This window comes from Streptomyces sp. NPDC030995, assembly GCF_055571215.1.
In genome coordinates, this window is record NZ_JBVIFS010000005.1 from 73,337 (window position 1) to 96,887 (window position 23,551).

General features: G+C 71.1%; 21 protein-coding genes. 9 read left to right on the plus strand and 12 right to left on the minus strand.

The genetic code is table 11. The annotated features are described in order from the left end of the window. From ACZ45T_RS10535 to ACZ45T_RS10560, 6 genes are all read left to right on the plus strand, one after another. Positions 1-1,347 (plus strand): MFS transporter, encoded by a 1,347-nt coding sequence (locus ACZ45T_RS10535; protein ID WP_468440027.1) that lies wholly within the window; start codon positions 1-3, stop codon positions 1,345-1,347. 79 nt (positions 1,348-1,426) lie between these two features. Then, positions 1,427-2,482: a MupA/Atu3671 family FMN-dependent luciferase-like monooxygenase gene (locus ACZ45T_RS10540; protein WP_468439520.1), complete on the plus strand. Its 1,056-nt coding sequence runs from the start codon at positions 1,427-1,429 to the stop codon at positions 2,480-2,482. Then, the gene (locus ACZ45T_RS10545) at positions 2,479-3,030 is read left to right on the plus strand and encodes a flavin reductase family protein (protein ID WP_468439522.1); all 552 of its coding nucleotides are present in this window, start codon (positions 2,479-2,481) and stop codon (positions 3,028-3,030) included. The genes ACZ45T_RS10540 and ACZ45T_RS10545 overlap by 4 nt, the downstream gene beginning before the upstream one ends. Further along, positions 3,027-3,887 carry an ACP S-malonyltransferase gene (gene fabD / locus ACZ45T_RS10550; RefSeq protein WP_468439524.1) on the plus strand — a complete coding sequence of 287 codons (861 nt, stop codon included), beginning with the start codon at positions 3,027-3,029 and terminating at the stop codon, positions 3,885-3,887. The genes ACZ45T_RS10545 and fabD overlap by 4 nt, the downstream gene beginning before the upstream one ends. Continuing rightward, positions 3,884-4,693 (plus strand): thioesterase II family protein, encoded by an 810-nt coding sequence (locus ACZ45T_RS10555; protein WP_468439526.1) that lies wholly within the window; start codon positions 3,884-3,886, stop codon positions 4,691-4,693. Before fabD ends, ACZ45T_RS10555 begins: the two co-directional genes overlap by 4 nt. A 78-nt stretch (positions 4,694-4,771) precedes the next feature. Then, positions 4,772-6,877 (plus strand): FUSC family protein, encoded by a 2,106-nt coding sequence (locus ACZ45T_RS10560; RefSeq protein WP_468439528.1) that lies wholly within the window; start codon positions 4,772-4,774, stop codon positions 6,875-6,877. On the opposite strand, the gene ACZ45T_RS10565 is transcribed toward ACZ45T_RS10560, so the two are convergent. The 4 genes from ACZ45T_RS10565 to ACZ45T_RS10580 form a co-directional block, all read right to left on the minus strand. Continuing rightward, positions 6,855-7,271, minus strand: coding sequence for a VOC family protein (locus ACZ45T_RS10565; protein ID WP_468439530.1), 417 nt, complete (start codon positions 7,269-7,271; stop codon positions 6,855-6,857). The two genes, ACZ45T_RS10560 and ACZ45T_RS10565, sit on opposite strands and share 23 nt — an antisense overlap. A gap of 10 nt (positions 7,272-7,281) precedes the next feature. Further along, on the minus strand, positions 7,282-7,701 hold the full coding sequence (locus ACZ45T_RS10570; protein ID WP_468439532.1) for a helix-turn-helix transcriptional regulator: 420 nt from the start codon (positions 7,699-7,701) through the stop codon (positions 7,282-7,284). A 110-nt stretch (positions 7,702-7,811) separates the two neighbouring features. Further along, positions 7,812-10,208: an ATP-binding cassette domain-containing protein gene (locus ACZ45T_RS10575; RefSeq protein ID WP_468439534.1), complete on the minus strand. Its 2,397-nt coding sequence runs from the start codon at positions 10,206-10,208 to the stop codon at positions 7,812-7,814. A 76-nt stretch (positions 10,209-10,284) separates the two neighbouring features. Further along, complete coding sequence (locus ACZ45T_RS10580) at positions 10,285-10,710, minus strand: VOC family protein (protein ID WP_468439536.1); 426 nt, start codon at positions 10,708-10,710, stop codon at positions 10,285-10,287. A 95-nt stretch (positions 10,711-10,805) separates the two neighbouring features. Here ACZ45T_RS10580 and ACZ45T_RS10585 point away from each other — a divergent pair, with 95 nt between their 5' ends. The 3 genes from ACZ45T_RS10585 to ACZ45T_RS10595 all read left to right on the plus strand — a co-directional run bounded on the left by ACZ45T_RS10585 (position 10,806) and on the right by ACZ45T_RS10595 (position 15,348). Further along, complete coding sequence (locus ACZ45T_RS10585; protein WP_468439538.1) at positions 10,806-11,747, plus strand: NAD-dependent epimerase/dehydratase family protein; 942 nt, start codon at positions 10,806-10,808, stop codon at positions 11,745-11,747. Between the two features lie 75 nt (positions 11,748-11,822). Beyond that, complete coding sequence (gene recQ, locus ACZ45T_RS10590; RefSeq protein ID WP_468439540.1) at positions 11,823-13,847, plus strand: DNA helicase RecQ; 2,025 nt, start codon at positions 11,823-11,825, stop codon at positions 13,845-13,847. Between the two features lie 163 nt (positions 13,848-14,010). After that, complete coding sequence (locus tag ACZ45T_RS10595; protein WP_468439542.1) at positions 14,011-15,348, plus strand: flavin-containing monooxygenase; 1,338 nt, start codon at positions 14,011-14,013, stop codon at positions 15,346-15,348. A gap of 90 nt (positions 15,349-15,438) precedes the next feature. On the opposite strand, the gene ACZ45T_RS10600 is transcribed toward ACZ45T_RS10595, so the two are convergent. The 8 genes from ACZ45T_RS10600 to ACZ45T_RS10635 all read right to left on the minus strand — a co-directional run bounded on the left by ACZ45T_RS10600 (position 15,439) and on the right by ACZ45T_RS10635 (position 23,036). Further along, positions 15,439-16,566 (minus strand): tryptophan dimethylallyltransferase family protein, encoded by a 1,128-nt coding sequence (locus ACZ45T_RS10600; protein ID WP_468439544.1) that lies wholly within the window; start codon positions 16,564-16,566, stop codon positions 15,439-15,441. A gap of 263 nt (positions 16,567-16,829) precedes the next feature. Next, positions 16,830-18,173 carry a cytochrome P450 gene (locus ACZ45T_RS10605; RefSeq protein ID WP_468439546.1) on the minus strand — a complete coding sequence of 448 codons (1,344 nt, stop codon included), beginning with the start codon at positions 18,171-18,173 and terminating at the stop codon, positions 16,830-16,832. Positions 18,174-18,181: 8 nt separating this feature from the next. Next, complete coding sequence (locus tag ACZ45T_RS10610; protein WP_468439549.1) at positions 18,182-18,775, minus strand: GTP-binding protein; 594 nt, start codon at positions 18,773-18,775, stop codon at positions 18,182-18,184. Beyond that, positions 18,750-19,127, minus strand: coding sequence for a DUF742 domain-containing protein (locus ACZ45T_RS10615; RefSeq protein WP_468439551.1), 378 nt, complete (start codon positions 19,125-19,127; stop codon positions 18,750-18,752). The genes ACZ45T_RS10610 and ACZ45T_RS10615 overlap by 26 nt, the downstream gene beginning before the upstream one ends. Then, a complete protein-coding gene (locus tag ACZ45T_RS10620; RefSeq protein WP_468439553.1) occupies positions 19,124-19,525 on the minus strand; it encodes a roadblock/LC7 domain-containing protein in 402 nt (133 codons plus the stop codon). The genes ACZ45T_RS10615 and ACZ45T_RS10620 overlap by 4 nt, the downstream gene beginning before the upstream one ends. After that, positions 19,522-20,691 carry an ATP-binding protein gene (locus ACZ45T_RS10625; RefSeq protein WP_468440029.1) on the minus strand — a complete coding sequence of 390 codons (1,170 nt, stop codon included), beginning with the start codon at positions 20,689-20,691 and terminating at the stop codon, positions 19,522-19,524. Before ACZ45T_RS10625 ends, ACZ45T_RS10620 begins: the two co-directional genes overlap by 4 nt. Before the next feature lie 1,379 nt (positions 20,692-22,070). Beyond that, positions 22,071-22,658: a response regulator transcription factor gene (locus tag ACZ45T_RS10630; protein WP_468439555.1), complete on the minus strand. Its 588-nt coding sequence runs from the start codon at positions 22,656-22,658 to the stop codon at positions 22,071-22,073. Between the two features lie 237 nt (positions 22,659-22,895). Further along, a complete protein-coding gene (locus tag ACZ45T_RS10635) occupies positions 22,896-23,036 on the minus strand; it encodes a hypothetical protein (RefSeq protein WP_468439557.1) in 141 nt (46 codons plus the stop codon). Between the last annotated feature and the right edge of the window lie 515 nt (positions 23,037-23,551).

A 23,551-nucleotide genomic window follows, 5' to 3' on the forward strand; every position in this document is an offset into this window, starting at 1 on the left:
ATGGCAGCCGACTCCCGCTTCTCCCTGCCGTCCCTGCTCCGCGACCTGAGCCCGCCGCCGGGCGTGGTCCGGATCCTGGCGGTCAGCAATCTCGCCCGGACCGTCGCGAACGGCTTCCTGCTCTCCGTCAGCGTGCTCTTCTTCATCCGCGCGGTCGGCATCGAGGCCGGCGAGGTGGGCCTCGGACTGACCGTCGCCGCCGTCCTCGCGATGATCGTGAGCATCCCGGCCGGGCAGCTCTCGGACCGGCTCGGCTCCCGCAACACCTCCGTGCTCTTCGGCGTCGCCCAGGGGCTGGTGGTCGGCTGCTACGCGCTGACCGGCGCCTTCAGCGGCTTCGTGGTGGTCGTGGCGCTCTCCGCCATGGCCGACGCGGGCGGCGCGGCCGCCCGCGGCGCGCTCATCGCCGAGGCCCTGCCCCCGGCGGAGCGGGTCCGGGCACGCGCCTACCTGCAGTCGGTCATCAACGTCGGCCTCTCGCTGGGCACCCTGCTCGGCGGTGTGGCCCTGGCGGCGGACTCCGGAGCGCTGTACCGGTGGCTGCTCGCCGGTGCGGGGCTCCTGTTCGTCGGCGCCGGGCTGATGTGCCTGCCGCTGCCGAACACCCGGCCGCAGCCGGGCCCCGCCGAGGGGGGCGGCCCGGGCCACGTGCTGCGCGACATGCCCTTCGTGGCGGTCTCGGTGCTCAACGCCGTCCTGGTGCTGGGAACCGACGCGCTGCTGACCGTGGCGCTGCCGATCTGGATCGCGGAGCGCACGGACGCGCCGGTCTCGCTCTTCGCCGCGCTGATCTTCATCAACACCGCGATGTGCGTGCTGCTCCAGGTGCGGATGAGCAAGGGCGCCGAGGACGTCGCCGGCGGTGCGCGGGCCATGCGGCGGGCGGGGATCCTGCTGGCGGTCTGCTGCGCGTTCTTCGCGCTCTCCGCCGGGCAGCCGGCCTGGGTGGCCGCGGTCTGCCTGGTCGTCGGCGCGACGGTCCACGTGTGCGGGGAGATGCTGCACTCCGCGGGGTCGTGGGCGCTGTCGTACGAGCTCGCGCCCGCCCACGCGCACGGCCAGTACCAGGGCATGTTCAACCTTGCCCAGCGCGTGGGCGGCGCGGTGACGCCCGCGCTCACCACCGCGGTGATCATCGGCTGGGGCTGGCCGGGCTGGCTGCTCTTCGGGGCCGTCCTGCTGGCCGGCGGACTGGCCACCCCGGCGGTGGCCCGCTGGGCGGCCCGTACCCGGGTGGTGGCGGAGCCCGCCGAGGCGGCCGAGCCCGCGTCCGCCCGGCCCGCGTCCGCCGCGCCCGCGGCCGTACCGCCGCCTTCCGCCGACGAGACCGCCCCCGCGCGCGCCTGACCCGCGGCTACGCCACCCGAGCCCGTACCGCAAGACACGCAAGACACGCAAGACACCCGTACGACACAGAGAGACACGCGTGGACTTCAGCCTGTTCTACTTCGGCAACGACAGCACCTCACCGGACACCGGCAACCGCTACGAACTGGTCCTCGAAGGCGCCCGGTTCGCGGACACGCACGACTTCACCGCCGTGTGGACGCCCGAGCGCCACTTCCACCCCTTCGGAGGCCTCTACCCCAATCCGGCCGTGACCGGTGCCGCGATCGCCGCGGCCACCAGCCGCGTCGCGATCCGCGCGGGCAGCGTGGTCGCCCCCCTGCACCACCCGCTCCGGATCGCCGAGGAGTGGGCGGTCGTCGACAACATCTCGGACGGCAGGGTCGGCCTCGCCTTCGCCTCCGGCTGGCACGCGACCGACTTCGCCCTGCGCCCCGAGTCCTACGAGAACCGCCGCGAGGTGCTGCTGGACACGGTGCGCCAGGTGCGCGGCCTGTGGCGCGGCGAGGAGGCGGAGGTCCTCGACGGCACCGGCAGCCCGCGCGCCGTGCGCTCGTACCCGCGTCCCGTGCAGCGCGACCTGCCCGTCTGGATCACCAGCGCCGGCGGCGTGGAGACCTTCCGCAACGCGGGCGCCCTCGGGGCCGGCGTGCTCACCCACCTGCTCGGCCAGGACCTGGACGAGCTCGCCGGGAAGATCACCGCGTACCGGGAGGCGTACGCGGCCCGCCCCGGCGCCGGACCGGGGGACCGGGGCCACGTGGTGGTCATGGTCCACACGTACCTGGACGACGACGAGGACACGGCCCGCGACCTGGTGCGGGCGCCGCTCACGGAGTACCTGCGCACCTCGGTCGGGCTGCTCGTCGGCTCCCAGGCGCACGGCAGCGCGCGGAAGATCGATCCGGCGAAGCTGCGCGACAAGGACCTGGACTTCCTGGCCCGGCGCGCCTTCGAGCGGTACTACGAGGACGGCGGGCTGCTCGGCACCCTGCCCAAGGCCGCCAAGGTGGTGGAGCGACTCGGCGCGCTCGGCGTCGACGAGATCGCCTGCCTCATCGACTTCGGGCTCCCCACGAAGACCGTGCTCGACGGGCTGGAACAGCTCGACGCGCTGCGAAAGCTGAGCTCATGACGCCCGCCGGTCCGCCGCCCGCGGTCGCTCTCGCCGGTCGGACCGAAGACGCGGCGGCGGCGCGGCAGCGCTTCCGGCGGACCGCCGGACGGTTCGCCACCGGGGTCACGGTGGTGACGACCACGGCCGGGGGCCAGCCGCACGGCACCACCGTCAACTCCTTCACCACCGTCTCCATGGACCCGTTCATGGTGCTGGTCTCGCTCGGCCGCGCATCGCGGCTGCACGACCACGTCCTCGCATCGTGGAGCTTCTGCGTCAGCGTCCTCGCGGAGGACCAGGAGGCCGACGCCCGCTGGTTCGCCGACCGCTCGCGTCCGGTCGGCGCCGAGGCCTTCGCCGGACGGCCGTGGCGGGCCGCCCCGCACTCGGGGGCGCCCGTCCTGCTCGACGGCGTCGCGTACTTCGACTGCACCGTGGCCGAGGTCCGCCCGGCGGGCGACCACACCCTGCTGCTCGGGCGGGTCGAGTCCTTCGACGTCCTGTCCGACCGCCGGGCCCTCGTGTTCGCCGACAGCCGGTTCAGCCACCGGGAGGATCACCCGTGACCCGCGTCTTCATGTTCCCCGGCCAGGGCACCCAGCGCCCCGGCATGGGCAGAGCCCTGCTGGACCGCTTCCCCGACCGGGTCGCGGAGGCCGACGAGGTGCTCGGCTATTCGATCCGTGAGCTGTGCCTGGACGGCCCGCAGGAGCGGCTGTCCCGGACGGAGTTCACCCAGCCCGCCGTCTACGTCGTGGGCGCGCTCGCCTACGAGGCCGTACGGGAGGACGCGCCGGAGCCCGACGTGGCCATCGGGCACAGCCTGGGCGAATACAACGCGCTCCAGGCGGCCGGGGTGTTCGGCTTCGCCGAAGGACTGCGGCTGGTGGTCACCCGGGCCCGGGCCATGGCCCGGATCACGGACGGCTCGATGGCAGCCGTCATCGGCATGGACGAGGCGGTCATCCGGCTGCTGCTGCGCCGGGCCGGGCTGGAGGCCGTGGAGGTCGCCAACTACAACACCGCCGACCAGACGATCGTCGCCGGGCCGCTGGCGAAGCTGGAGACCGCGGCCGAGCTGCTGCGGGAGTCCGGTGCGAAGGCGGTGCGCCGGCTCGATGTCAGCGGCCCCTTCCACACCCGCCACATGACGCCGGCGGCCGAGGAGTTCCGGCCGGCGGCCGCCGCGGCCGCCCTGCGCGCGCCGCGCTTCCCGGTGATCGCGAACCGCACCGCCCGGCCCTACGCGCCGGGCGAGCTGGCCGACGTGCTCACCGCGCAGATCGACCACCCCGTGCTGTGGCGGCAGACCGTCGAGGAGCTGCTCGACACCGACCCGCGGGCCGAGTTCCAGGAGCTCGGGGACAGCCAGGTGCTGACCCGGCTGCTGCGGGCCATCCGCACCGAAGGAGCGAAGAGATGAGCGGGCCGAACCCTGTACGCGACCGGGTCCCGGCGGTGGTCCGGCCGCGCCCGGTGGACGACCCCGAGCTGCGGCTCTTCGTCTTCCACCACGCGGGGGGCTCCCATCTGTCCTACGCGCAGTGGGCGGAGCACTTCCCGACCGGGTGGGACATCTGCCTGCCGGAGGCGCCCGGCCGCGGCCCCTTGAGCGGTGTCGCACCGTGCAGGACGGCGGCGGAGCTGGCCGCGTACCTGCTGGAGGACCTGGTTCCCTGGCTGGGCGGCACGCCGTTCGCCTTCTTCGGGCACAGCATGGGCGCGCTCGTCGCGTACGAGATGAGCCGGCAGCTCGCGGAGCGGGGCCTGGAGGAGCCGGTGTGGCTGGGTGTCTCCGCCTGCGAGTCCCCGTTCGAACCGGTCATGGACGCGGCTCACGGCGGCGAGCCGATGCACCTGATGGAGTCCGCGCGGCTGCGCGCGGCGCTGGCGGAGATGGGCGGCCTGCCGACGGCCATCCTGGAGGACGACGAACTGTGGGCGCTCTGCGAGGCCCGGATGCGCGCCGACTTCGAGGTGGTGGAGACCTGGCGGCCGCGCCCGGGCGGATCGTCGCGGATCACCGTCCCGATCTCGCTCTTCGGCGGCGAGGACGACCACGTGGTGAGCCGGGAGCAGCTGGCGGCGTGGGCGCAGGGCGCCGACGAAGTGCTCGGCGAGTACCTGTACCCGGGCGCGCACTTCTTCTGGGAGGCCCAGATCCCGGTGGTGGCCGAGCAGATCGCGCAGGAGATCGACACGGCGGCGCCGGGCCTGCTGGCCTGGTGAGCACCGCGGAGTCCTGATCGGCAGGACACCGCTGGGGCCTGGGGTGCCGGGGCGCGGCGGGTGCCCGATCCTGGGGGCATGGGTGCCGACCGCGCCGCCTACGCGGGGGCGGCCCGCCGCTCGCTGCGGGTCACGGCGGCGGCGGGGGCCGCGTTCTACCTGTTCCTGTATGGCTTCGGGCAGCCCGTCGCGGCCACCTACGCGCTGTTCGCCGCGGTGGCGCTGGCCGGGCTCTCGCGCATCCCGGGGACCGGGCGGCAGCGGGCCGCCGTGCTGGGGCGGTCGCTCCCGGCGGCCTGGCTGCTGGTCGCCGCGGGCACCTTCCTGGCCGTACGCACCTGGAGCGCGGTGGCCGGGATGCTGGTCATCGGCTTCGCCCTGGCCTTCCTCGCCGTGGCCGGCCCCCGCCCGGCCGGCGCGGCGCCCGGGCTCCAGCTTCTCTACATCCTGCCGTCCTTCCCGCCGTACGCCCCGGACACCCTGGGCGAGCGGTTCGCCGGGACCACCGTCGGGATCCTCCTGCTGATCCTCGCCGAGGCGTTCCTGTTCCCCGATCCGCCGACCGTGCCGTACCGGGAACTCGCCGCCCGCGCCGCGGTCACGGCCGAGCGCTGCGCCGGGGAGCTGGCCCGGGCGCCGTACGCGCTCTCCCCGGCGCAGCGCGAAGCGGCCCGCACGGCGAGCGAGGCGCTGCGGCCCTCGCGGGTTCCGGAGGCGGAGCGTCCCGCCGGGCCCGGGGTGCGCTCCCGCGGCCTGGCCCAGACCGGGCTGGCGGGCCGTACGCTGCTGAACCGGCTGGCCCGGATGGCCGCCGTACCACCGGGCCGGGAGCCCACGCAGGCGGGCCTGGACCTGCTGCGCGCCGTCGGGCGGTCCGCGGCGGACACCGCCGCGCTGCTGCGCGGGGATCCTGGAGCGGGCGCGGCGCACTCCGGCCCGACTCGCGAGCGCGCGCTGCTGGCCGGGGCTCCGACCGGGCACGCCCTCCCGGCGTCGCTGCGCCGCCGCGCGGCCCTGCTGGAGGTGGCCGACGCCGCGCTGGCGCTGTCGGCGGCCGCGGGACTGGCGGTACGGGGGCGGGCGGCCGCGGCCGGCCTGCCCGCCGACCGGTTCTGGTACGCGCGGATGCGGGCGCCGCAGCTGTGGTGGCGGCGGCTGGTGGGGCACACGGGGAGCAGGTCGGTCCTCTTCCAGAACGCCGTGCGGATCAGCCTGGCGCTCGCGGCCGCCCGGGCCGTCGCCGGCCTGGCCACGCTGCCGCACGGCTTCTGGGCGATGCTGGCCACCCTGACGCTGACCCGTACCACCCTGGACGCGACCCGGACCGGCATCCGCCACGCCCTGGCCGGGACCCTGATCGGAGCCGGGTGCGTGGCCGGCGTCCTCGCCCTGGTCGGTACGGACACCACGGTGTACGCCGTCGTGATGCCCGTGCTGCTCCTGTTCACCTTCACGGTGGGGCCGGTGAAGGGCGTCGGCTGGTCACAGGCGCTGTTCGCGCTGGTGGTCGCCCTGGTGTTCGCGCAGCTGGCGCCGACCACCTGGCGGCTGGCCGAGGTCCGGCTGCTGGACGTGCTGATCGGAAGCGCCATCGGTGCCGTGTTCGGGCTGCTGGCCTGGCCGCGCGGCGCGCACGAGGAGGTGCGCCGCTCGGGCGCGGCGCTGCTGCGGGCCGCCGCCGAGGCGGTGGTCACCACGGTGTCGGCGATCGCGGCCGGCGGGGCGCGGGAGCCGGGTCAGCCGCCGGGGCACGGAGCGCTGCGGCACTCGCTCGTCCTGGCGGAGTCGGCGTTCGCGCAGTTCCAGATCGAACCGGGGCACGGGCCCGGGGACGGCCCGCAGGCCGTCGACTGGCAGGCGGTGCTGCTGACCGGCCACCACACCCTGTGGGGCGCCGAGCGGATGCTGCTGGCGCCCGTGCCGCCGGCGGGCCCGCCGCCGCCACCCGCGGTGGCCGCCGCGGTGACCCGCCTCGGGGACCGGGTGGCGGGACGGATGCTGCTGCTGTCCGCGGTGCTGGACCCGATGGGCGACCCCGAACCGACGCCGGGGCGGCCCCCCGACGCGCCGGACGCGTCGAGGACCGCCCCAGACGGGGCGCCGAGCAGCTACTTCGTGGCGGAGACCTGGCTGGACGCGCTGCTGACGGACCTGGAACGGATCACTGTTTACGAGGCTGGTTGAAGCGCAGCATGTTGCCGGAAGGATCGCGGAAGGCACAGTCCCGGACGCCGTAGGGCTGGTCGATCGGCTCCTGGAGCACCTCGCCACCCGCGGCGCGGATCCGTTCGAAGGTGGCGTCGACGTCGTCGGTCCTGAAGATGACACCCCGCAGCAGGCCCTTGGCCAGCAGCTCCGCCATGGTCTCCTTGTCGGCGGCCGAGGCGTTCGGGTCCGCGAGCGGCGGCTCCAGGACGATCTCCACGTCCGGCTGCGACGGCGAGCCGACGGTCACCCATCGCATCCCCTCGAACCCGACGTCGTTGCGGACCTCCATCCCGAGGGCGTCCCGGTAGAAGGCGAGCGCCTTGTCGTGGTCGTCGACGGCGATGAAGCACTGAGTGAGTTTGATGTCCATGCGTACGACGCTAAGGGCGGGGGTCGGGTTTTGCTTCTCCATTCCTGACCGGTCGCGTGTGGATCTTGGCGACGCAGGCCGGGATGGCGGCGCCCTCGTCATGGGGACGGGCCCGGTAGGCGCTCGGGCTCTCGCCCACCAGCTCGGTGAACCGCGAGCTGAACGACCCCAGCGAGGTACAGCCGACCGCGAAGCAGACCTCCGTCACCGACAGGTCCCCCCGCCGCAGCAGCGCCTTCGCCCGCTCGATCCGGCGCGTCATCAGGTAGCCGTACGGGGTCTCCCCGTAGGCGGCGCGGAAGCTGCGGGAGAAGTGGCCGGGCGACATGAGCGCGGCGCGCGCCAGCGTCGGAACGTCGAGCGGCTCCGCGTACTCGCGGTCCATCCGGTCACGGGCCCGGCGCAGCCGGACGAGGTCCTCCAAGTTCACCCGACCACCATCGCACAGCGCGGGGCGCCGGCCCGGGCCTTTTCTCCGCACGGTCCGCTGACCGGCCGCGGCCTCGGTTCGGCCGCGGCCCGGTCCCCGTGTCGGCCGGGTCAGGCGCCTTGGGCGACGTAGGCCGAGAGGTGCTCGCCGGTGAGGGTCGAGCGGGCGGCGACGAGGTCGGCGGGCGTGCCCTCGAAGACGATCCGGCCGCCGTCGTGCCCGGCGCCGGGGCCGAGGTCGATGATCCAGTCGGCGTGCGCCATGACCGCTTGGTGGTGCTCGATGACGATGACCGACTTGCCGGAGTCGACCAGCCGGTCGAGCAGGCCGAGGAGGTGCTCGACGTCGGCGAGGTGGAGGCCGGTGGTCGGCTCGTCGAGGACGTAGACGCCGCTCTTCTCCGACATGTGGGTGGCCAGCTTGAGCCGCTGCCGCTCGCCGCCGGACAGCGTGGTCAGCGGCTGGCCGAGGGTGAGGTAGCCGAGCCCGACGTCGGCGAGCCGCTCGAGGATCTTGTGCGCGGCCGGCGTGCGGGCCTCGCCGGCGCCGAAGAACTCCTCGGCCTCGGTCACCGACATCGCGAGCACTTCGCTGATGTCGCGGCCGCCGAGGTGGTAGTCCAGCACCGATGCCTGGAACCGCTTGCCTTCACAGTCCTCGCAGGTGGTGGCGACGCCGGCCATCATGGCCAGGTCGGTGTAGATGACGCCGGCGCCGTTGCAGGTGGGGCAGGCGCCCTCGGAGTTGGCGCTGAACAGCGCCGGCTTGACGTCGTTGGCCTTCGCGAACGCCTTGCGGATCGGGTCGAGCAGCCCGGTGTAGGTGGCCGGGTTGCTCCGCCGCGAACCGCGGATCGGACTCTGGTCGATCGAGACCACGTCCTCACCGGCAGGGATCGACGCATGCACGAGCGAGCTCTTGCCGGAGCCCGCGACACCGGTGACGACGACCAGCACCCCGAGCGGAATGTCGACGTCGACGTTCCGCAGGTTGTTCGCCGTCGCGCCGCGGATCTCCAGGGCGCCGGCGGGCTCGCGTACGGTCTCCTTGACGGCGGCCCGGTCGTCGAGATGGCGGCCCGTGACGGTGCCGCTGGCCCGCAGTCCCTCGACGGTGCCCTCGAAGCAGACGGTGCCGCCGCCCGTACCGGCGCCGGGGCCCAGGTCGACCACGTGGTCGGCGATCGCGATCGCCTCCGGCTTGTGCTCCACGACCAGCACCGTGTTGCCCTTGTCCCGCAGCCTCAGCAGCAGGTTGTTCATCCGCTCGATGTCATGGGGGTGCAGCCCGATCGTCGGCTCGTCGAAGACGTAGGTGACGTCGGTGAGCGCGGAGCCGAGGTGGCGGATCATCTTCACGCGCTGCGCCTCGCCGCCGGACAGCGTGCCCGCCGGCCGCTCCAGCGAGAGGTAGCCGAGCCCGATCTCCACGAACGACTCGAGGGTGTGCCGGAGCGCGGTGAGCAGCGGTGCCACCGAGGGCTCCTTCAGTCCCCGGACCCATGCGGCCAGGTCGCTGATCTGCATCGCGCAGGCGTCGGCGATGCTGATCTGCTTGATCTTCGACGCCCGGGCCCCCTCGCTGAGCCGGGTCCCTTCGCACTCGGGGCAGGTGGTGAAGGTGACCGCCCGCTCCACGAACGCCCGGATGTGCGGCTGCATGGCCTCCTTGTCCTTGGACAGCATCGACTTCTGCAGCTTGGGGATCAGCCCCTCGTAGGTGAGGTTGACGCCGTTGACCTTCACCTTGGTCGGCTCCCGGTACAGGAAGTCCTGCATCTCCCGCTTGGTGAACTTGGCGATCGGCTTGTTCGGGTCGAGGAAGCCCGACTCGGCGTAGACCTGCACGGTCCAGAAGCTGTCCGACTTCCAGCCGGGGATGGTGAACGCGCCCTCGGCGAGCGACTTGGAGTCGTCGTAGAGCTGGGTGAGGTCGATGTCGGAGACCGCGCCCCGGCCCTCGCAGCGCGTACACATGCCGCCGGTGCGGTTGAAGGTCGCCTTGACGGCCTTCTTGGCACCGCGCTCCACGGTGATGGCGCCGCTCGCCCGGACCGAGGGGACGTTGAAGGCGTACGCGCTGGGCGGGCCGATGTGCGGCTTGCCGAGCCGGCTGAAGAGGATGCGCAGCATCGCGTTCGCGTCGGTGACGGTGCCGACCGTGGAGCGGGGGTCGGCCCCCATCCGCTGCTGGTCGACGCTGATCGCGGTCGTCAGCCCCTCCAGGACGTCGACCTCGGGACGGGCGAGCGTCGGCATGAAGCCCTGGACGAAGGCGCTGTACGTCTCGTTGATCAGCCGTTGCGACTCCGCGGCGATCGTGTCGAACACCAGCGAGCTCTTGCCCGAGCCGGAGACGCCGGTGAAGACCGTCAGCCGGCGCTTCGGGATCTCGATGCTGACGTCCTTCAGGTTGTTCTCGCGCGCTCCGTGCACGCGGATCACGTCGTGGCTGTCGGTGGCGTGCGGCGCGGGCGACCCCGTGTTCGTCTTCCTGGCCATGCTCATCGTGTCTCCATCCACAGGGGCGTCGCCCGGCCTGGTCTCATCGGCTTCGAGCAGTATGTATCGACGATCGGGAGGCTCAGCGGACTTCGTCGAGGCCGACCTCGTTGATGCGGATCAGGTTGCCCGCGGGATCGCGGACGGCGCAGTCGCGAATGCCGTACGGCTGGTCGGTCGGCTCCTGGACGACCTCGGCGCCACCGGCCCGCAGCCGCGCGAAGGTGGCGTCCAGGTCGGCGCTGGCCAGGATGGTGCGGGCGTAGGTGCCCTTGGCCATCATCTCGACGATGGTGCGGCGCTCGTCGTCGGTGAGGCCGGGGTCGGCGGCCGGCGGCTCCAGGACGATGGACGTGCCGGGCTGGTCGGCGGGGCCGACCGTGAGCCAGCGCATGCCGTCGTATCCGACGTCCTTGCGGACCTCGAAGCCGAGCAGGTCGCGGTAGAAGGCCAGGGAGGCCTCGGGGTCGTGGTGCGGGAGGAAGCTCGCGTGCAGGCTGATGTCCATGACCGTCACGCTAGGCGCGGCCCGTGGGCCGGCGCTTCTCCGATCCTGATCGATCCGGTCCGGCTCCGTGGCCCCCTCCGCGTTAGGGTTCGTACGTGAGTCTTCATGTCGTCATGGGTTATGGGCCTGCCGGGGCGGCGACGGCCCGGCTGCTGGCCGAACAGGGTCATTCCGTCAGGGTCGTCACCACGTCGGGCCGCCGTCCGGAGCCCGGGATCGAGCACGTCGCGCTGGACGCGACGGACGGCGGGCGACTGACAGCGGCCGCGCGGGGCGCGGCGGCGATCTACAGCTGCGCCGCCCCTCCCTACCCCCGCTGGGCGAGCGCGTGGCCCCCGCTGGCCTCGTCGGCCTGTGCCGCGGCCGAGGCGACCGGGGCCGTACTCGTCATGCTGGGGAACCTCTACGGCTACGGCCCGGTGGACGGCCCCATGACCGAGGAGCTGCCGCTCGCGGCGACCGGCCCCAAGGGGCGTGTGCGCGCAGCCGTTTGGGAGCAGGCGCGGACCCTGCACGAGCAGGGCCGCATCAAGGCCGTCGAGGTGCGGGCCGGCGACTTCTTCGGGCCCGGTGTGACCGACGGCGGCCACCTGGCCGTGCGGGTCGTGCCGCGGCTGCTGCGCGGCAAGCCGGTCTCCACCCTCGGGGACCCGGACGCCCCGCACAGCTGGACCTACCTCCCCGATGTGGCCAGGGCCCTGGTCGAGGTCGCGGGCGAGGAAGGGGCCTGGGGGCGGCCCTGGCACGTCCCGACGGAGCCCGCGCGCTCCACCCGGGAGATGGTCGACCGCCTCGCCGCCCAGGCCGGCACGGGCCCGGTCGCGGTGCGCAGGCTCCCGTCGGCGGCGCTCGGCGTCGCGTCGCTCTTCTCCCCGCTGATCCGCGAACTGAAGGAGATCCGCTACCAGTTCGACCGTCCCTTCGTGGTCGATTCGAGCGCGTACGAGGCCGCGTTCGCCGTACGGGCCACCCCCCTCGACGAGCAGCTCAAGGCGACCGTGGAGTGGTGGCGGGAGCGACTGGCCACCGCCGGGTGACTCCGCGCAGCACGGCTGTCCACAGCTTCGGGCGGACGGAGCCGGGCTGTCGGCGGATGACGTTACGCTGTGTGAATGGCCCTTCCCGACGCTTCCCCCGAGATCTCCGATGCTCTGCAGGTGCTGCACCGCGTCTTCGGCTACAGCTCCTTCCGCGGTGAGCAGCAGGAGATCATCGAGCAGGTCGTCGGCGGCGGTGACGCCCTCGTCCTGATGCCGACCGGCGGTGGCAAATCGCTCTGCTACCAGATCCCGGCGCTGGTCAGAGAAGGCACGGGCGTCGTGATCTCGCCGCTCATCGCGCTGATGCAGGACCAGGTGAACGCGCTCACCGCCCTCGGCGTGCGGGCCGGATTCCTGAACTCCACGCAGGACCCGTACGAGCGGCAGGCCGTCGAGCAGGCCTTCCTCGCCGACGAGCTGGACCTGCTCTACCTGGCGCCCGAGCGGCTGCGCACCGAGGGCACGCAGCGGCTGCTGGACCGGGGCAAGGTGGCGCTCTTCGCGATCGACGAGGCGCACTGCGTCGCCCAGTGGGGCCACGACTTCCGGCCCGACTACCTCGCGCTGTCCATGCTGCACGAGCGCTGGCCGAAGGTGCCGCGGATCGCGCTGACCGCGACGGCCACCGAGGCCACCCACGCCGAGATCGTGGCGCGGCTCGGCCTGGAGGACGCCCGGCACTTCGTCGCCAGCTTCGACCGGCCGAACATCCAGTACCGCATCGCCCCGAAGAACAACCCCCTCAAGCAGCTCCTGGAGCTGATCCGGGCCGAGCACGACGGGGACGCCGGAGTCGTCTACTGCCTCTCGCGGTCCTCGGTGGAGAAGACCGCGGCCTTCCTGGCGGAGCAGGGCATCGACGCCGTGGCCTACCACGCGGGAATGGACGCCCGGACGCGTGCGGCGAACCAGGCGCGCTTCCTGCGGGAGGACGGAGTCGTGGTGGTGGCCACGATCGCCTTCGGCATGGGCATCGACAAGCCGGACGTGCGCTTCGTGGCACACCTCGACCTGCCGAAGTCGGTCGAGGGCTACTACCAGGAGACCGGCCGGGCCGGCCGCGACGGCGAGCCGGCCACGGCGTGGCTGGCGTACGGCCTCCAGGACGTGGTCCAGCAGCGCAAGCTCATCGACGGCTCCGAGGGGGACGAGGCGCACCGCCGGTCCCTGGGCATGCACCTGGACGCCATGCTGGCGCTGTGCGAGACGGTCACCTGCCGCCGGGTGCGGCTGCTGGCGTACTTCGGGCAGTCGGGCGAGCCGTGCGGCAACTGCGACACGTGTCTGACGCCGGCCGAGTCCTGGGACGGGACGGTCGCGGCTCAGAAGCTGCTCTCCACGGTGTGGCGGCTGGCGAAGGAACGGCGCCAGAAGTTCGGCGCCGGCCAGATCATCGACATCTTGCAGGGCAAGAAGACGGCCAAGGTCATCCAGTTCGACCACGACGCGCTCTCGGTGTTCGGCGTCGGCGCGGACCTGAGCACCGCGGAGTGGCGAGGGGTCGTACGGCAGTTGCTGGCCCTGGGACTGCTGGCGGTGGAGGGCGAGTACGGGACGCTCGTCCTGACGGACGCCAGCGGCGAGGTGCTGGGAGGCCGCCGGACCGTCTCGATGCGCAAGGAGAAGGCGCCGGCCGCCGGCTCGTCCGGAAAGGCGTCCGGGTCGGGCTCCGGGAAGGCCGCCCGCGTCCCGGTCGACCTGCCGGCCGCGGCCGAACCGGTGTTCCTGGCGCTGCGCGCCTGGCGGGCCGCGACGGCGCGCGAGCAGGGCGTGCCGGCGTACGTCGTCTTCCACGACGCGACGCTGCGGGAGATCGCGACGCGGCTTCCCGCCACGGTGGAGGAGCTGGGCACCATCGGCGGGGTCGGCGAGGCCAAACTCGCCAAGTACGCCCAGGGGGTCCTCGACACCCTGGCGGAGTGCGACGCCACCGCGCCCGCCCCCGCCACCGCGCCCGCCCCCGCCACCGTGCCTGCCCCGGCCACTGTGCCTGCCCAGGCCACCGTGCCGGCCCGCGCCGCCGCGCTCGCGGAGGAGTTCGAGGAGCCGCCCTTCGACCCGGAGGAGACGGAACCGCCCTGGGACGACTGGGAGTAGCGCGCGATCGGTATCGTGAGCCGTCCGGGCTCCTGCAGGGGCTGTTGCGACATCCGTCGCGGCAGTCCCTGCGCTGCTGTTCCCTCGTCGTCGGTGTGAGACGAGGGTCGGTCGGGAAGCCAACGCCCGGTACGAGGACGGATGGTGTGCTGTGGAGGGATCCTTGGTCGGGTCACGTGTGGGCGGCGTTCCCACTGCTGCGACCGTGTGCGTCATCGGTGCGGGGCTGGCGGGGCTGGCGACCGCGCACGCCCTCTCGGCCAGGGGGATCGACTTCGTCTGCCTGGAGAAGGCACCGGACGTCGGCGGGATCTGGCGCCAGCCGGAGGCGGGGGAGCGGGGCCCGGCCTATCTGTCGCTGCATCTGAACAGTGCCAAACAGCTCACCGGGTACGCCGATTTCCCGATGCCGTCCGAACTGCCCCTCTACCCCAGGCACTGCGATGTCGCCGCCTATCTGCGGTCGTTCGCCGAGTGGGCCGGCTTGCTGCCCCGTATCGAACTGCGCACCGAAGTGCTCTCCGTACGACAGGACGGCGACGGCGCCTGGACGGTCACGAGCCGCGACGCGCGGGGCGAGACGACGCAGCGGCGTTTCGGGCAGGTGATCGTGGCCTCGGGCCACAACACGGAGGCGGTGCTGCCGAATCCGCTGCCGCCGGGCTCCGACTCCTTCGCGGGAACGATTCTGCATTCCATGGACTACCGCGACGGCAGTGACTTCGCCGGGCAGCGGGTCGTCGTCGTGGGGATGGGGGCGTCGGGCGTGGACATCGCCGCGGACCTTTCCCGGCACGCCGCGCAGACCGTGCTCTCCGTCCGCCGGGGGCTGCACATCGTGCCCAAGCAGCTCTTCGGCATGTCCGTGGACCTGATCGCCGATGCGCCGTGGTGGAACGAGATGTCCTTCCCCGAACAGCGGCGCTTCGTCGAGCAGGCGCTGCTCGTGGCGCGGGGGAAGCTGTCGGACTACGGCCTGCCCGAGCCCGACCATCCCGTCTTCTCCTCGGCCGTGACCATCTCGGACGAGATCCTCAGCCGGATACGGCACGGCGCGGTGCTCCCGAGGCCCGCGATCGACTCCCTGGACGGCAGCCGGGTGTGCTTCACCGACGGGACCGCGGTGGAGGCGGACGCGATCGTCTACTGCACCGGATTCCGCATGGCCTTCCCGTTCCTGCCCGCCGGGTGTCCGGCGGGTCCGCGGCAGGAGGCGGTCGAGCTGTACAAGCGTGTCGTCGCGCCCGACCGGCCCGGCCTGTACTTCGTCGGTCTGATCCGTCCCCACGGCTCGATCACGCGCCTCGTGGAAGCACAGTCGCGGTGGGTGGCGCGGATCGTCGACGGAGACCTCGCCCTGCCGTCCGCGGACGTCATGCGCGAGGAGATCAGTACGTACCTGAGCCGCATCGAGAAGCGCTACGGGCGGACCGAGGGCGCTTCCATCCAGGTGGACGTCGGCTCCTACCTGCGGGAGCTGCGGGAGTTGCAGGACGCGTAGGGTCCGCCGACGGGCGGATCCGGTGGCGGATCCGGTGGGCGAAGCTCCTGGTGGGTGACCTCCGAGAGCTTCGCTCGCCGGCGAGGTGCCTCAGTGGGCGGCTGCGGTCCGCGGGGACGGTACGGCGGCCGGAGGCCTCACCTCGTACGCCTCCGAGGAGATGTAGGCGGTCACCCGCGGCGGCCGACCCTGCTGGTGGGCGAGCCCCAGGTAGGCGATGAGCCCCACACCGTCCTGCAGCGGCCGGGCCGTGACGGCGGACAGCGACCGGATGAGCGGGGCGGCGTCCATGCCGTGCCGGCCGAGGACGGTCACCGCCCGGTCGAGGGCCTCGCCGTCGTCCCGCGCGTAGTCGCGGACCGGGATGTAGAGCGTGAAGCCGCTCGGCCGGCCGGTCGCCGTCTCGGTGAAGGCGTGGCAGGACTGGAAGGGCCGGCGGACGAGTCGGGAGTCCTGCCCGTTCGCCGCGTCGAAGCCGTCGGCGTCGGCGTCGGTGTCGTGCCCGGCCGCCATGCGGAAGAAGCTGGTGACCTCGCTCTGCCCGGGGCCGCCGTCCACGCGGGAAAGGCCGGCCGCCTCGGCGGCCGACAGGTCCTGGTGCGCGAGGTAGACCTTCACCCGGGGCTCTTCCCAGTCGCCCAGGTCCAAGGCGAAGAACAAGTAGCGGTCGCCCTCGGGGAGCGCCGTGAACGCCTGCCGGTGGCCGAGCCGGCGCAGGGCCTCGCGCACCGTCTCGGCGGAACGTTCCTGCCCGGACGCCGCGGGGTTCAGGTACACCTTGATCTTGGGGACTCCGCCGGGGAGCAGTTCCAGCGCGCACCAGAGCGCCAGAGGGCCCTCGGGGGACGGCGGGAAGAACAGGTCCTCCAGTTCGTCCAGCCGCTTGGTGTCGAATCCCCATCGCTGCGCCATCTCGCGGACGACCCGCAGCCCGGTGCGGCCGTTCTGCGTCAGGCTGCCGGCGCCGTACCCCGGCTCCAGCAGCACGCGCAGGGTCGGCTCCGCGTCCGGTACGAAGGCGAGCGAGAACTCCACCGGCGTGTGATCGTCGGAGAGGAACGAGCGGTCGTCGGGCGGCAGATCGAGCGATCGCTCCGCGACGGGGCCCAGCACCGCGAGCAGCGTCCGCGCGTACTCCGCGGAGTCGGCCCCGCTCAACCCCGAGGCCTCGCACAGCCGCAGCACCTGTCTCGCCGCGTGACCGCCCAGTGTCTCCACAACGGGCGGTCTCGGGCCGGCGAGCGGTGGGGCGGTCACCGGAACCCTGGCCGCGGACCGGAGCGCCCAAGAAGATACCCGCCTGGAGGGGCGGGTATCGAGGGCTCCCAGCTCGGTGGGGTGCTGTATGACAGCGGCGTCGTCGGATATCTGGTCCACGACACCTCCTTTGCCTCGTGAGTAGGAGTGAACAACGCGTTCCTCACTACCCCCGAGGTCGAACGTTCATGCGGTGGAGGGGGAGCCGGTGTGAGTTAAGTGGCTCACGTTGTGAGCCAGTTGAGGAACTGGCTCCACATGCGTTCGCGCTTGCCGTTCGCCTTGGCCGCCTCGGGGCGGGCGGGCGCCTCCGGACCGGCCTGCGGGACCGTCCGGCGCACCTCCTCGACCGGCGTGAACCGGGCGGGCAGCGTGGCGAGGCCGCGGTTGAAGGGGCCGGGGCGCCACACCAGGCTGTCCTCCGGCACGGCGAGCTCGACGTCGGGAAGCTGGTTGAGGAGGTTCTCGACGGCGGTCACGGTGATCTGCCGGGCCGGCTCCTTCGACGGGCAGGCGTGCGGGCCCGCGCTCCACGACAGGTGGGCGCGGTTGCTGCCGGCCTGACGCGCGGCCGACAGCGCCGGCCCGGTGTTGGCGGCCGCGAAGCTGACCAGCACGAGCTCGCCCGCCTGGAGCTTCTGCCCCGCGAACTCCATGTCGGCCGCCGGATAGTGCGGCGCGAGGTTCTGCATGGGCGGGTTCTCCCACAGCGTGTCGTCGATGGCCTCGTCGATCAGACCGCCCTTGTGGGCGTACGCGTCGTGGGTGAGCAGCCGGTGCAGGGTGTTGCCGATGAGGTTGCGCAGCGGCTCGTTGCCCGCCACCAACAGGAGGGCGAGCTGATGGACCATCTCCTCGTCGGTCAGCTTCGCCTCGTGCTGCATCAGCCACGAGGTCACGTCCTCGCCCGGCCGGGCACGCTTGAGCGCCACCAGTTCGCCGACGGCTCCGAACAGCACCTCGATCGCCCGGTCGGCGTTGACGCCGTCGAACATGCCGCTGATGCCGAACAGCACGCGGTCGCCGATGTCGGCGGGGCAGCCGAAGAGCTCGTTGAACACGAACAGCGGCAACTGCTTCGCGTAGTCACCGAGCAGGTCGGCGGAACCACGTGAACCGAGCAGGGATATGAGGTAATTGGAGACCTGCTCGGTGCTCTGGCGCAGCCTGCGCGCGTCGACGCGGGCCATGCTGTCCGTCACCGCCTGACGGAGCCTCAGGTGCTCGGCGCCGTCGGTGAACATGCAGTTGGGCCGGTACGCCAGCACGGGCACGACGGGGTTGTCCGGGCTGATCCGGCCTTCGTTCAGGTCCCGCCAGCGGCGCGCGTCCTTGCGGAAGGAGCCGGAGTCCTGAAGGAGTTGCAGCGCCGTCGAGTAATCGGTGACGAGGGTCGCCTCCACTCCCGGAGCGAGCTCCACGGGGGCGGTCGGGCCGTAGTGTCGCAGGTAGGCGTAGTAGGCCTGCGGATCGGCCGCGAACCCCGGTCCGTGCAGCGGAACCCGGGCGCCGGAATGGTGGGCAGGGCACCCCGGCGGGGGCACGGGGGCGGTGGGTCGAGCGTCCATGTCTGTTCCTAGTGAGCGCGGTGCAGCAAATAGCGGACGAGTGTGATCAGCGCGTCGGCGGACGACTTCTCGTCGCGCGCGTCGCAGGTGACGACCGGGGTGTCGTCGAGCAGGTCCAGCGCCTCGCGCAGCGCCCGTACCTCGCGGTCGGGCGTGCCGTCGAAGCGGTTGACGGCGATCGCGTAGTCGAGGCCGTACTGCTCGATCAGGTCGATCACGGCGAAGGAGTCCGCCAGCCGCTCGGGGTCCACCAGCACCAGCGCTCCGAGCGCGCCGCGTGCCATGTCCTCCCACATCTGCACGAAGCGCTGCTGGCCGGGGGTCCCGAACAGGTACAGCACCACGCGTTCGCTGATGGTGAGACGGCCGAAGTCCATGGCCACCGTGGTGGTGGTCTTGCTCCGGACTCCCTTGAGGTCGTCGAACGACTCGCCGGCGCGGGTCATCGTCTCCTCCGTGGACAGCGGAGGGATCTCCGATATCGCACGGATGAAAGTGGTCTTGCCGACGGCGAAGTGACCGACGACGAGGATCTTCACGGCGGTCTGGGTCGCTCCGCCACGGACGTACGCCCGCTCACCCAAACTTGGTGCGGAGTCCATTCAGTACCTCCTCGAGGATGCGTCTGTCCGTGAGCGGGGCGCGCTGCACGGGTGGGCGGGTGATGAGGTAGCCGCCCTCGGTGAGGGCGGAGAGGAGGATCTTCACCACACCCATCGGCAGCCGCATGTGCCCCGCGATCTCGGCGACCGAGAGATAGCCGGCGGCGCACAGGTCCAGCAGGCTCTGCTCCTCGGGAGACAACCGGGTCGGCCGCTGTTGGTGATCGCCCGCGGCGGTGACCAAGGTGATCAGGGACAGCTGCGCCTCGTCGGGCAGACCGCGTCCCTTGGTGATGACATACGGACGCACTAAATCCGCGGCCCCGGGCTCCCACCCGTCGAAGCCGGTCATGACCGGATGCCGAGGTTCTCACGCGGCGGCGTCGTCAAGGCCTTGCCGAGCTGGCCGACGAGCTGCTGCATCCGGAAGGTGATGTCCTGCATGTCGACGTCCGGGGTCGCCGAGACGCCGAGGTAGGCACCCTCCCCGGCGGAGATCAGAAAGACCCAGCCGCCGTCGAACTCGACCAGCGTCTGGCGCCACTGCAGTTGGCCCGACTCGATGAAGAACCCGAGCGAGCGGCTGAGCGACTGTACGCCGCTCATCGCGGCGGCGACGGTGTCGGCGTTGTCCTTGCCGAAGTCCTTCGTCCGGGCCATCAGCAGACCGTCGGCGGAGACCAGGACCGCGTGCAGCGCCCCGGGAATCTCCAAGGCGCTGTCAAGCATCCATGACAGATCGTCGTTCACGAGACCCCATGCCCTTCGCTGCTCGCATCACGTGTGCTGCTCGTTTGATCCGGCGAGTCCGAGCGTGTGGCCCGTCCGGATTGCGTGCCTCGCTGGAAGGCCCCCATGATCGCTGCCGTTTCCGCACCGGAGCGAGTCGCCGCCGGCATGCCCGACGTGCTGCCCGGCACGATGGCCATCGGCCGCTTGCGGCTGCGCTTCGGCAGACCGTCCACGGTCGAGGACGTGGTCACCGCGGATTCGGGGCCGCTCGGGTCCGCCGCGGACATGGCGGGGACGGCCGGCGCCGGGGCCTTCTTCTCCGGCATGCCGGAGAGCAGCTCGTGCGGCAGCAGGAGGACCGCGCGGACGCCTCCGTACGGAGAGTCGGAGTCCACGGACACCTCGAAGCCGAAGCGTTCGCTGAGCACGCCGATCACCGCGAAGCCGAACTGCGGGGGGCTGCCGAGCCCTGAGACGCCGGAGACCCGCTCCGTCGTCAGGAGCTTCGCGGCCTTGGCCCGCTCCTCGTCGTTCATGCCGACGCCGGCATCGTCGACGACGATGCAGATGCCCTTGGGGACGGTACGAATGTTGATTTCGACCACGGTGTCCGGGCTGGAATAGCTGGTGGCGTTGTCGAGCAGCTCGGCGAGAGCCAGTGCCACCGGCTCGACGGCCCGGCTGGTGATGCCGAAGTCGACTTGCGAGAGGATTTCCACTCGCCGGAAGTGACGGATCCGGCCCTGCGCGCTGCGGACCACGTCATAAACCGAGGCGGCGTCACGCTGTCGCCCGAGCCAGCCGTCACACAAAACGGCGATGGACTGGGCGCGCCGTCCGAACTGAGAGTTCGTGTGGTCGATCTCCAGGAGGTCCTGGAGAATGACGGACTCGCCATACTTGCTCTGCAGCCCGGAGATGACCGACTGCTGCTCGGCGGCAAGGCCCTGGAGCGTCCGCATCGCGGACTTCAGGACCGACTTCGTCGCGTCCTGAGCATGCTCCTTCTCGATCTCGACGGATTTCGAGAAGCCATGCTCCAGCTCGGCGTAATGGGCTTTGATCTCCTCGACCTCGCGCCGCAACGCCTGTGCCGCCGTGCGCTGGCGAGCAATGACGGCGAATGCGCCGAGGGCGGCGACGAGGAGGGCCCAGAGCACTGGGTTCTGTATGTACTGCGTCATAAGACTCTCTTCAGGCGCTGACGGCCAGTTGTTGAATTCCGTCAATGCGGGTGGACCGGCGGACCATGCGTACCGGGGGCACTGCCGGATGGCCGCCGTGGTCGGAGATGTCGTAGTACGCCCATCCGCCGCTCCGCAAGTGTGTTGATCGTATCACCGGGCGTCAGGACGTGACCGACCGTCAACAAGGAGTTCCTTGGTGTGCATTGGCCTGATTCGGCCGACTTCACTGGAAGTGAATGAAGAGCGGGAGCATCTCGCAACAGAGGTTGTGCCGGGATGGCACGGTGTCCGATTGAGGCAATCTATGGCTTTCGAGACTTGGGGGCGGCCGACTGGATGCCTCTTCGTCGATGCCTATCCAGACGCCCTTTGCCGGCCGTGAGGCGGCCGTAGGCGCCGACCGGGCCGAGGGTCGAGCGGGCGGCGCGACGCAAGGAGCGTGCGGACATTCGCCAGTTGGCTTGGAATTGCTCTCAAGTGGCGAGGGTCATACGGGTGGCTCGCGTCCGCACCGGGGTACGGGGCGCCCGGCGGCCGTGCCGGCCGGGCCCGGGAGCCCTGCGGCCCGGCGCTCGCCGGCCCCCGGTCCGGGGCCGGACGCCGGAGAACCGCCTCGCGCCGTGATGTGCCGAAATGCTTCAGGCGATGGAGCCGTGTTTCGGCGGCCAGCCGGCCGATTTCACGGCGGCCTTCAAGTCGGGCCGGGAGAAGCTCTCTTGAGGAGATCAACTGTCCTGCCGCTGTCTTCTCACGCGGAGCGGATCAGGATCCTCATGCAGGGTGTGTCGTGTGGCCCGAAGGCCTCGTCCGCACAAAGTCCGGCGCGCGCACGGACATTGACGGGGGAGGGGCATCAGCGTCCACGGTTCCGGGCTCGGCCGGGTCGGAGTGGATCAGGGTGTGGCGTCCCCGCGCTGCCGGGAAGCGGAACCTCGAGGCCGACTCATCGGACTGTTAGCCGACTTCGGCCCGCAGGACGTAGAAAGCGCCTCCGACCACGGCGGGAATCGGGCTCGGTCGTCCTCGTTGTTACTGGTCAGAGGCATTTTATGTGTGCTGATCACAGCCGGACGACCCATGCGTAAAAGTGTGAGGCTAACACGGTCACGGTGAAGTCATCCAGCAGTCGACCGATAGAAGTGAAAATCGCGCATTCGATTATTAAGATCTCATTCCGCTGGAACGGGATCGACTTCGGTGGGTCATTGCGCTATCGGCGTTCTGGTGGTTAATCTTAGTTCTGCGTCCGATGCCGGGTCTGTGCCGGTGGGGCGCTCGCGCCCGTGTACCAAAAATAGGGCCGTGCACGGTCGACCTGACGAGGAGAAGGTCACCTCGACAGTCGATGGCACAGCCCTATTCGGAAAACGCGGCACTCAGACCCAGTTCGAATCCCGGGCAATCCGTAACGCGTCTATTCGGTTGCGCGCCCCCAGCTTGGCAACCATGGACGAGAGGTAGTTGCGCACGGTCCCCTGAGAGAGGTGTAAGCGCGCCGCGATCTCGGTGACCGTGTCACCTCGGGAGACATGCTCGAGCACGGAGAACTCCCGCAGGGTCAAGGGGCAGTCCTCGTTGACCAGCGCGGCGACGGTCAGCTCCGCGTCGAAGACCCGCTCACCCTGATGCACCCGGTGGATGGCCTCGAAGAACTGGCGCGGAGGCATGCTTCGCTCCACGATGCCGCCGATCCCGGCGGCGAAGGCCTGGCGGACGACGGATCGGGTGAACGCCGTGGCGAGCAACATGCTCCGGCACCCCGGAAGGCTCGCAATCTTCTCGGCAATTGCGATCGCGTCAATGTCCCCGCCCTCGAAACTGATGATCACCACGTCCGGCTTGTGCCGCTCGGCGAACTCCAGCGCGTCAAGGTTGCTGTCCGCTGATCCGACGACGCGGATCTCCTCGTGTCGCTCAAGTAATGCAGTGAGCCCGAAACGGGACAAGTGCAGGTCGTCGGACACCAATACATCGATTCCCACTCGATCCCCCAAGGTAGTTCCTCGACCGCCCTATTGGGCTGTAATCTGTAATGCTCATTCGATAATACCGTTCGTTTTCTGAATCCTGAAGTCGGTCTCCATTCCGTGCCACATCCGGCACAAAAGCGGATCAGGGCCGATCGGGCTGGTGATCACCCGGGTCTGAGGGGTTGTCACTCCGATGTGCAGCCATGGGGTTGATCCGGGATCGGGGCGAGCTCACCGGATCCGGCGTCGGTCACGTGGTCGTGCGGTCAGGTGCGCGGCGGCGCCCTCGGCGTCGAACCGCCGGGCTGTCGCCAGACGGGTCCTGATCGAGCCGCCGGCCGCGAGGGCTACCTTCTGATCCAGCTGTCCCATGGCATCCACTTCCCATGACGTACCGGTGTACCGGTTTGGTTGCTTCTGGCGGCAGCGAAGACGGTGGCCCCGAGGACTGCGGCTGCCGGAGCGGTTGGTCATTGACGCCTCGGCGACTCAGCAGCTGGTCGGCGGCCTGGAGCGAGAGCAACCTGCGGGTGGAGTCCCGGTTCGCTCGCGCGAGCTCTCGTCGTTCAACAGTGCTTTCAGCTCAGCCAGTTGCTGGTGTCGGCCCACAAACCGGTGGGCCGGGGGAGGAGGTTGCGGCGGAGTGGTGCCTGACACGTGCGGTCGGGCGCGTGCCGGTCCCAAGAGTTGCGGCTTGCGTCCCGGTAAGTCCGAATGTGTCACATGTAGCGGAGCCGCAATTTCTATATTCAGGGATATAGACGAACTGTCGGGTTCCCTGTACAGCGCATGCGTGGTAAAAATATCGGAGGCGAAGAGTCCGGCTGCCGTTTCCATCACATATCTCTCCTCTGGGCAGGGGTAATCGCGTCAAGGATTTGCCCGTA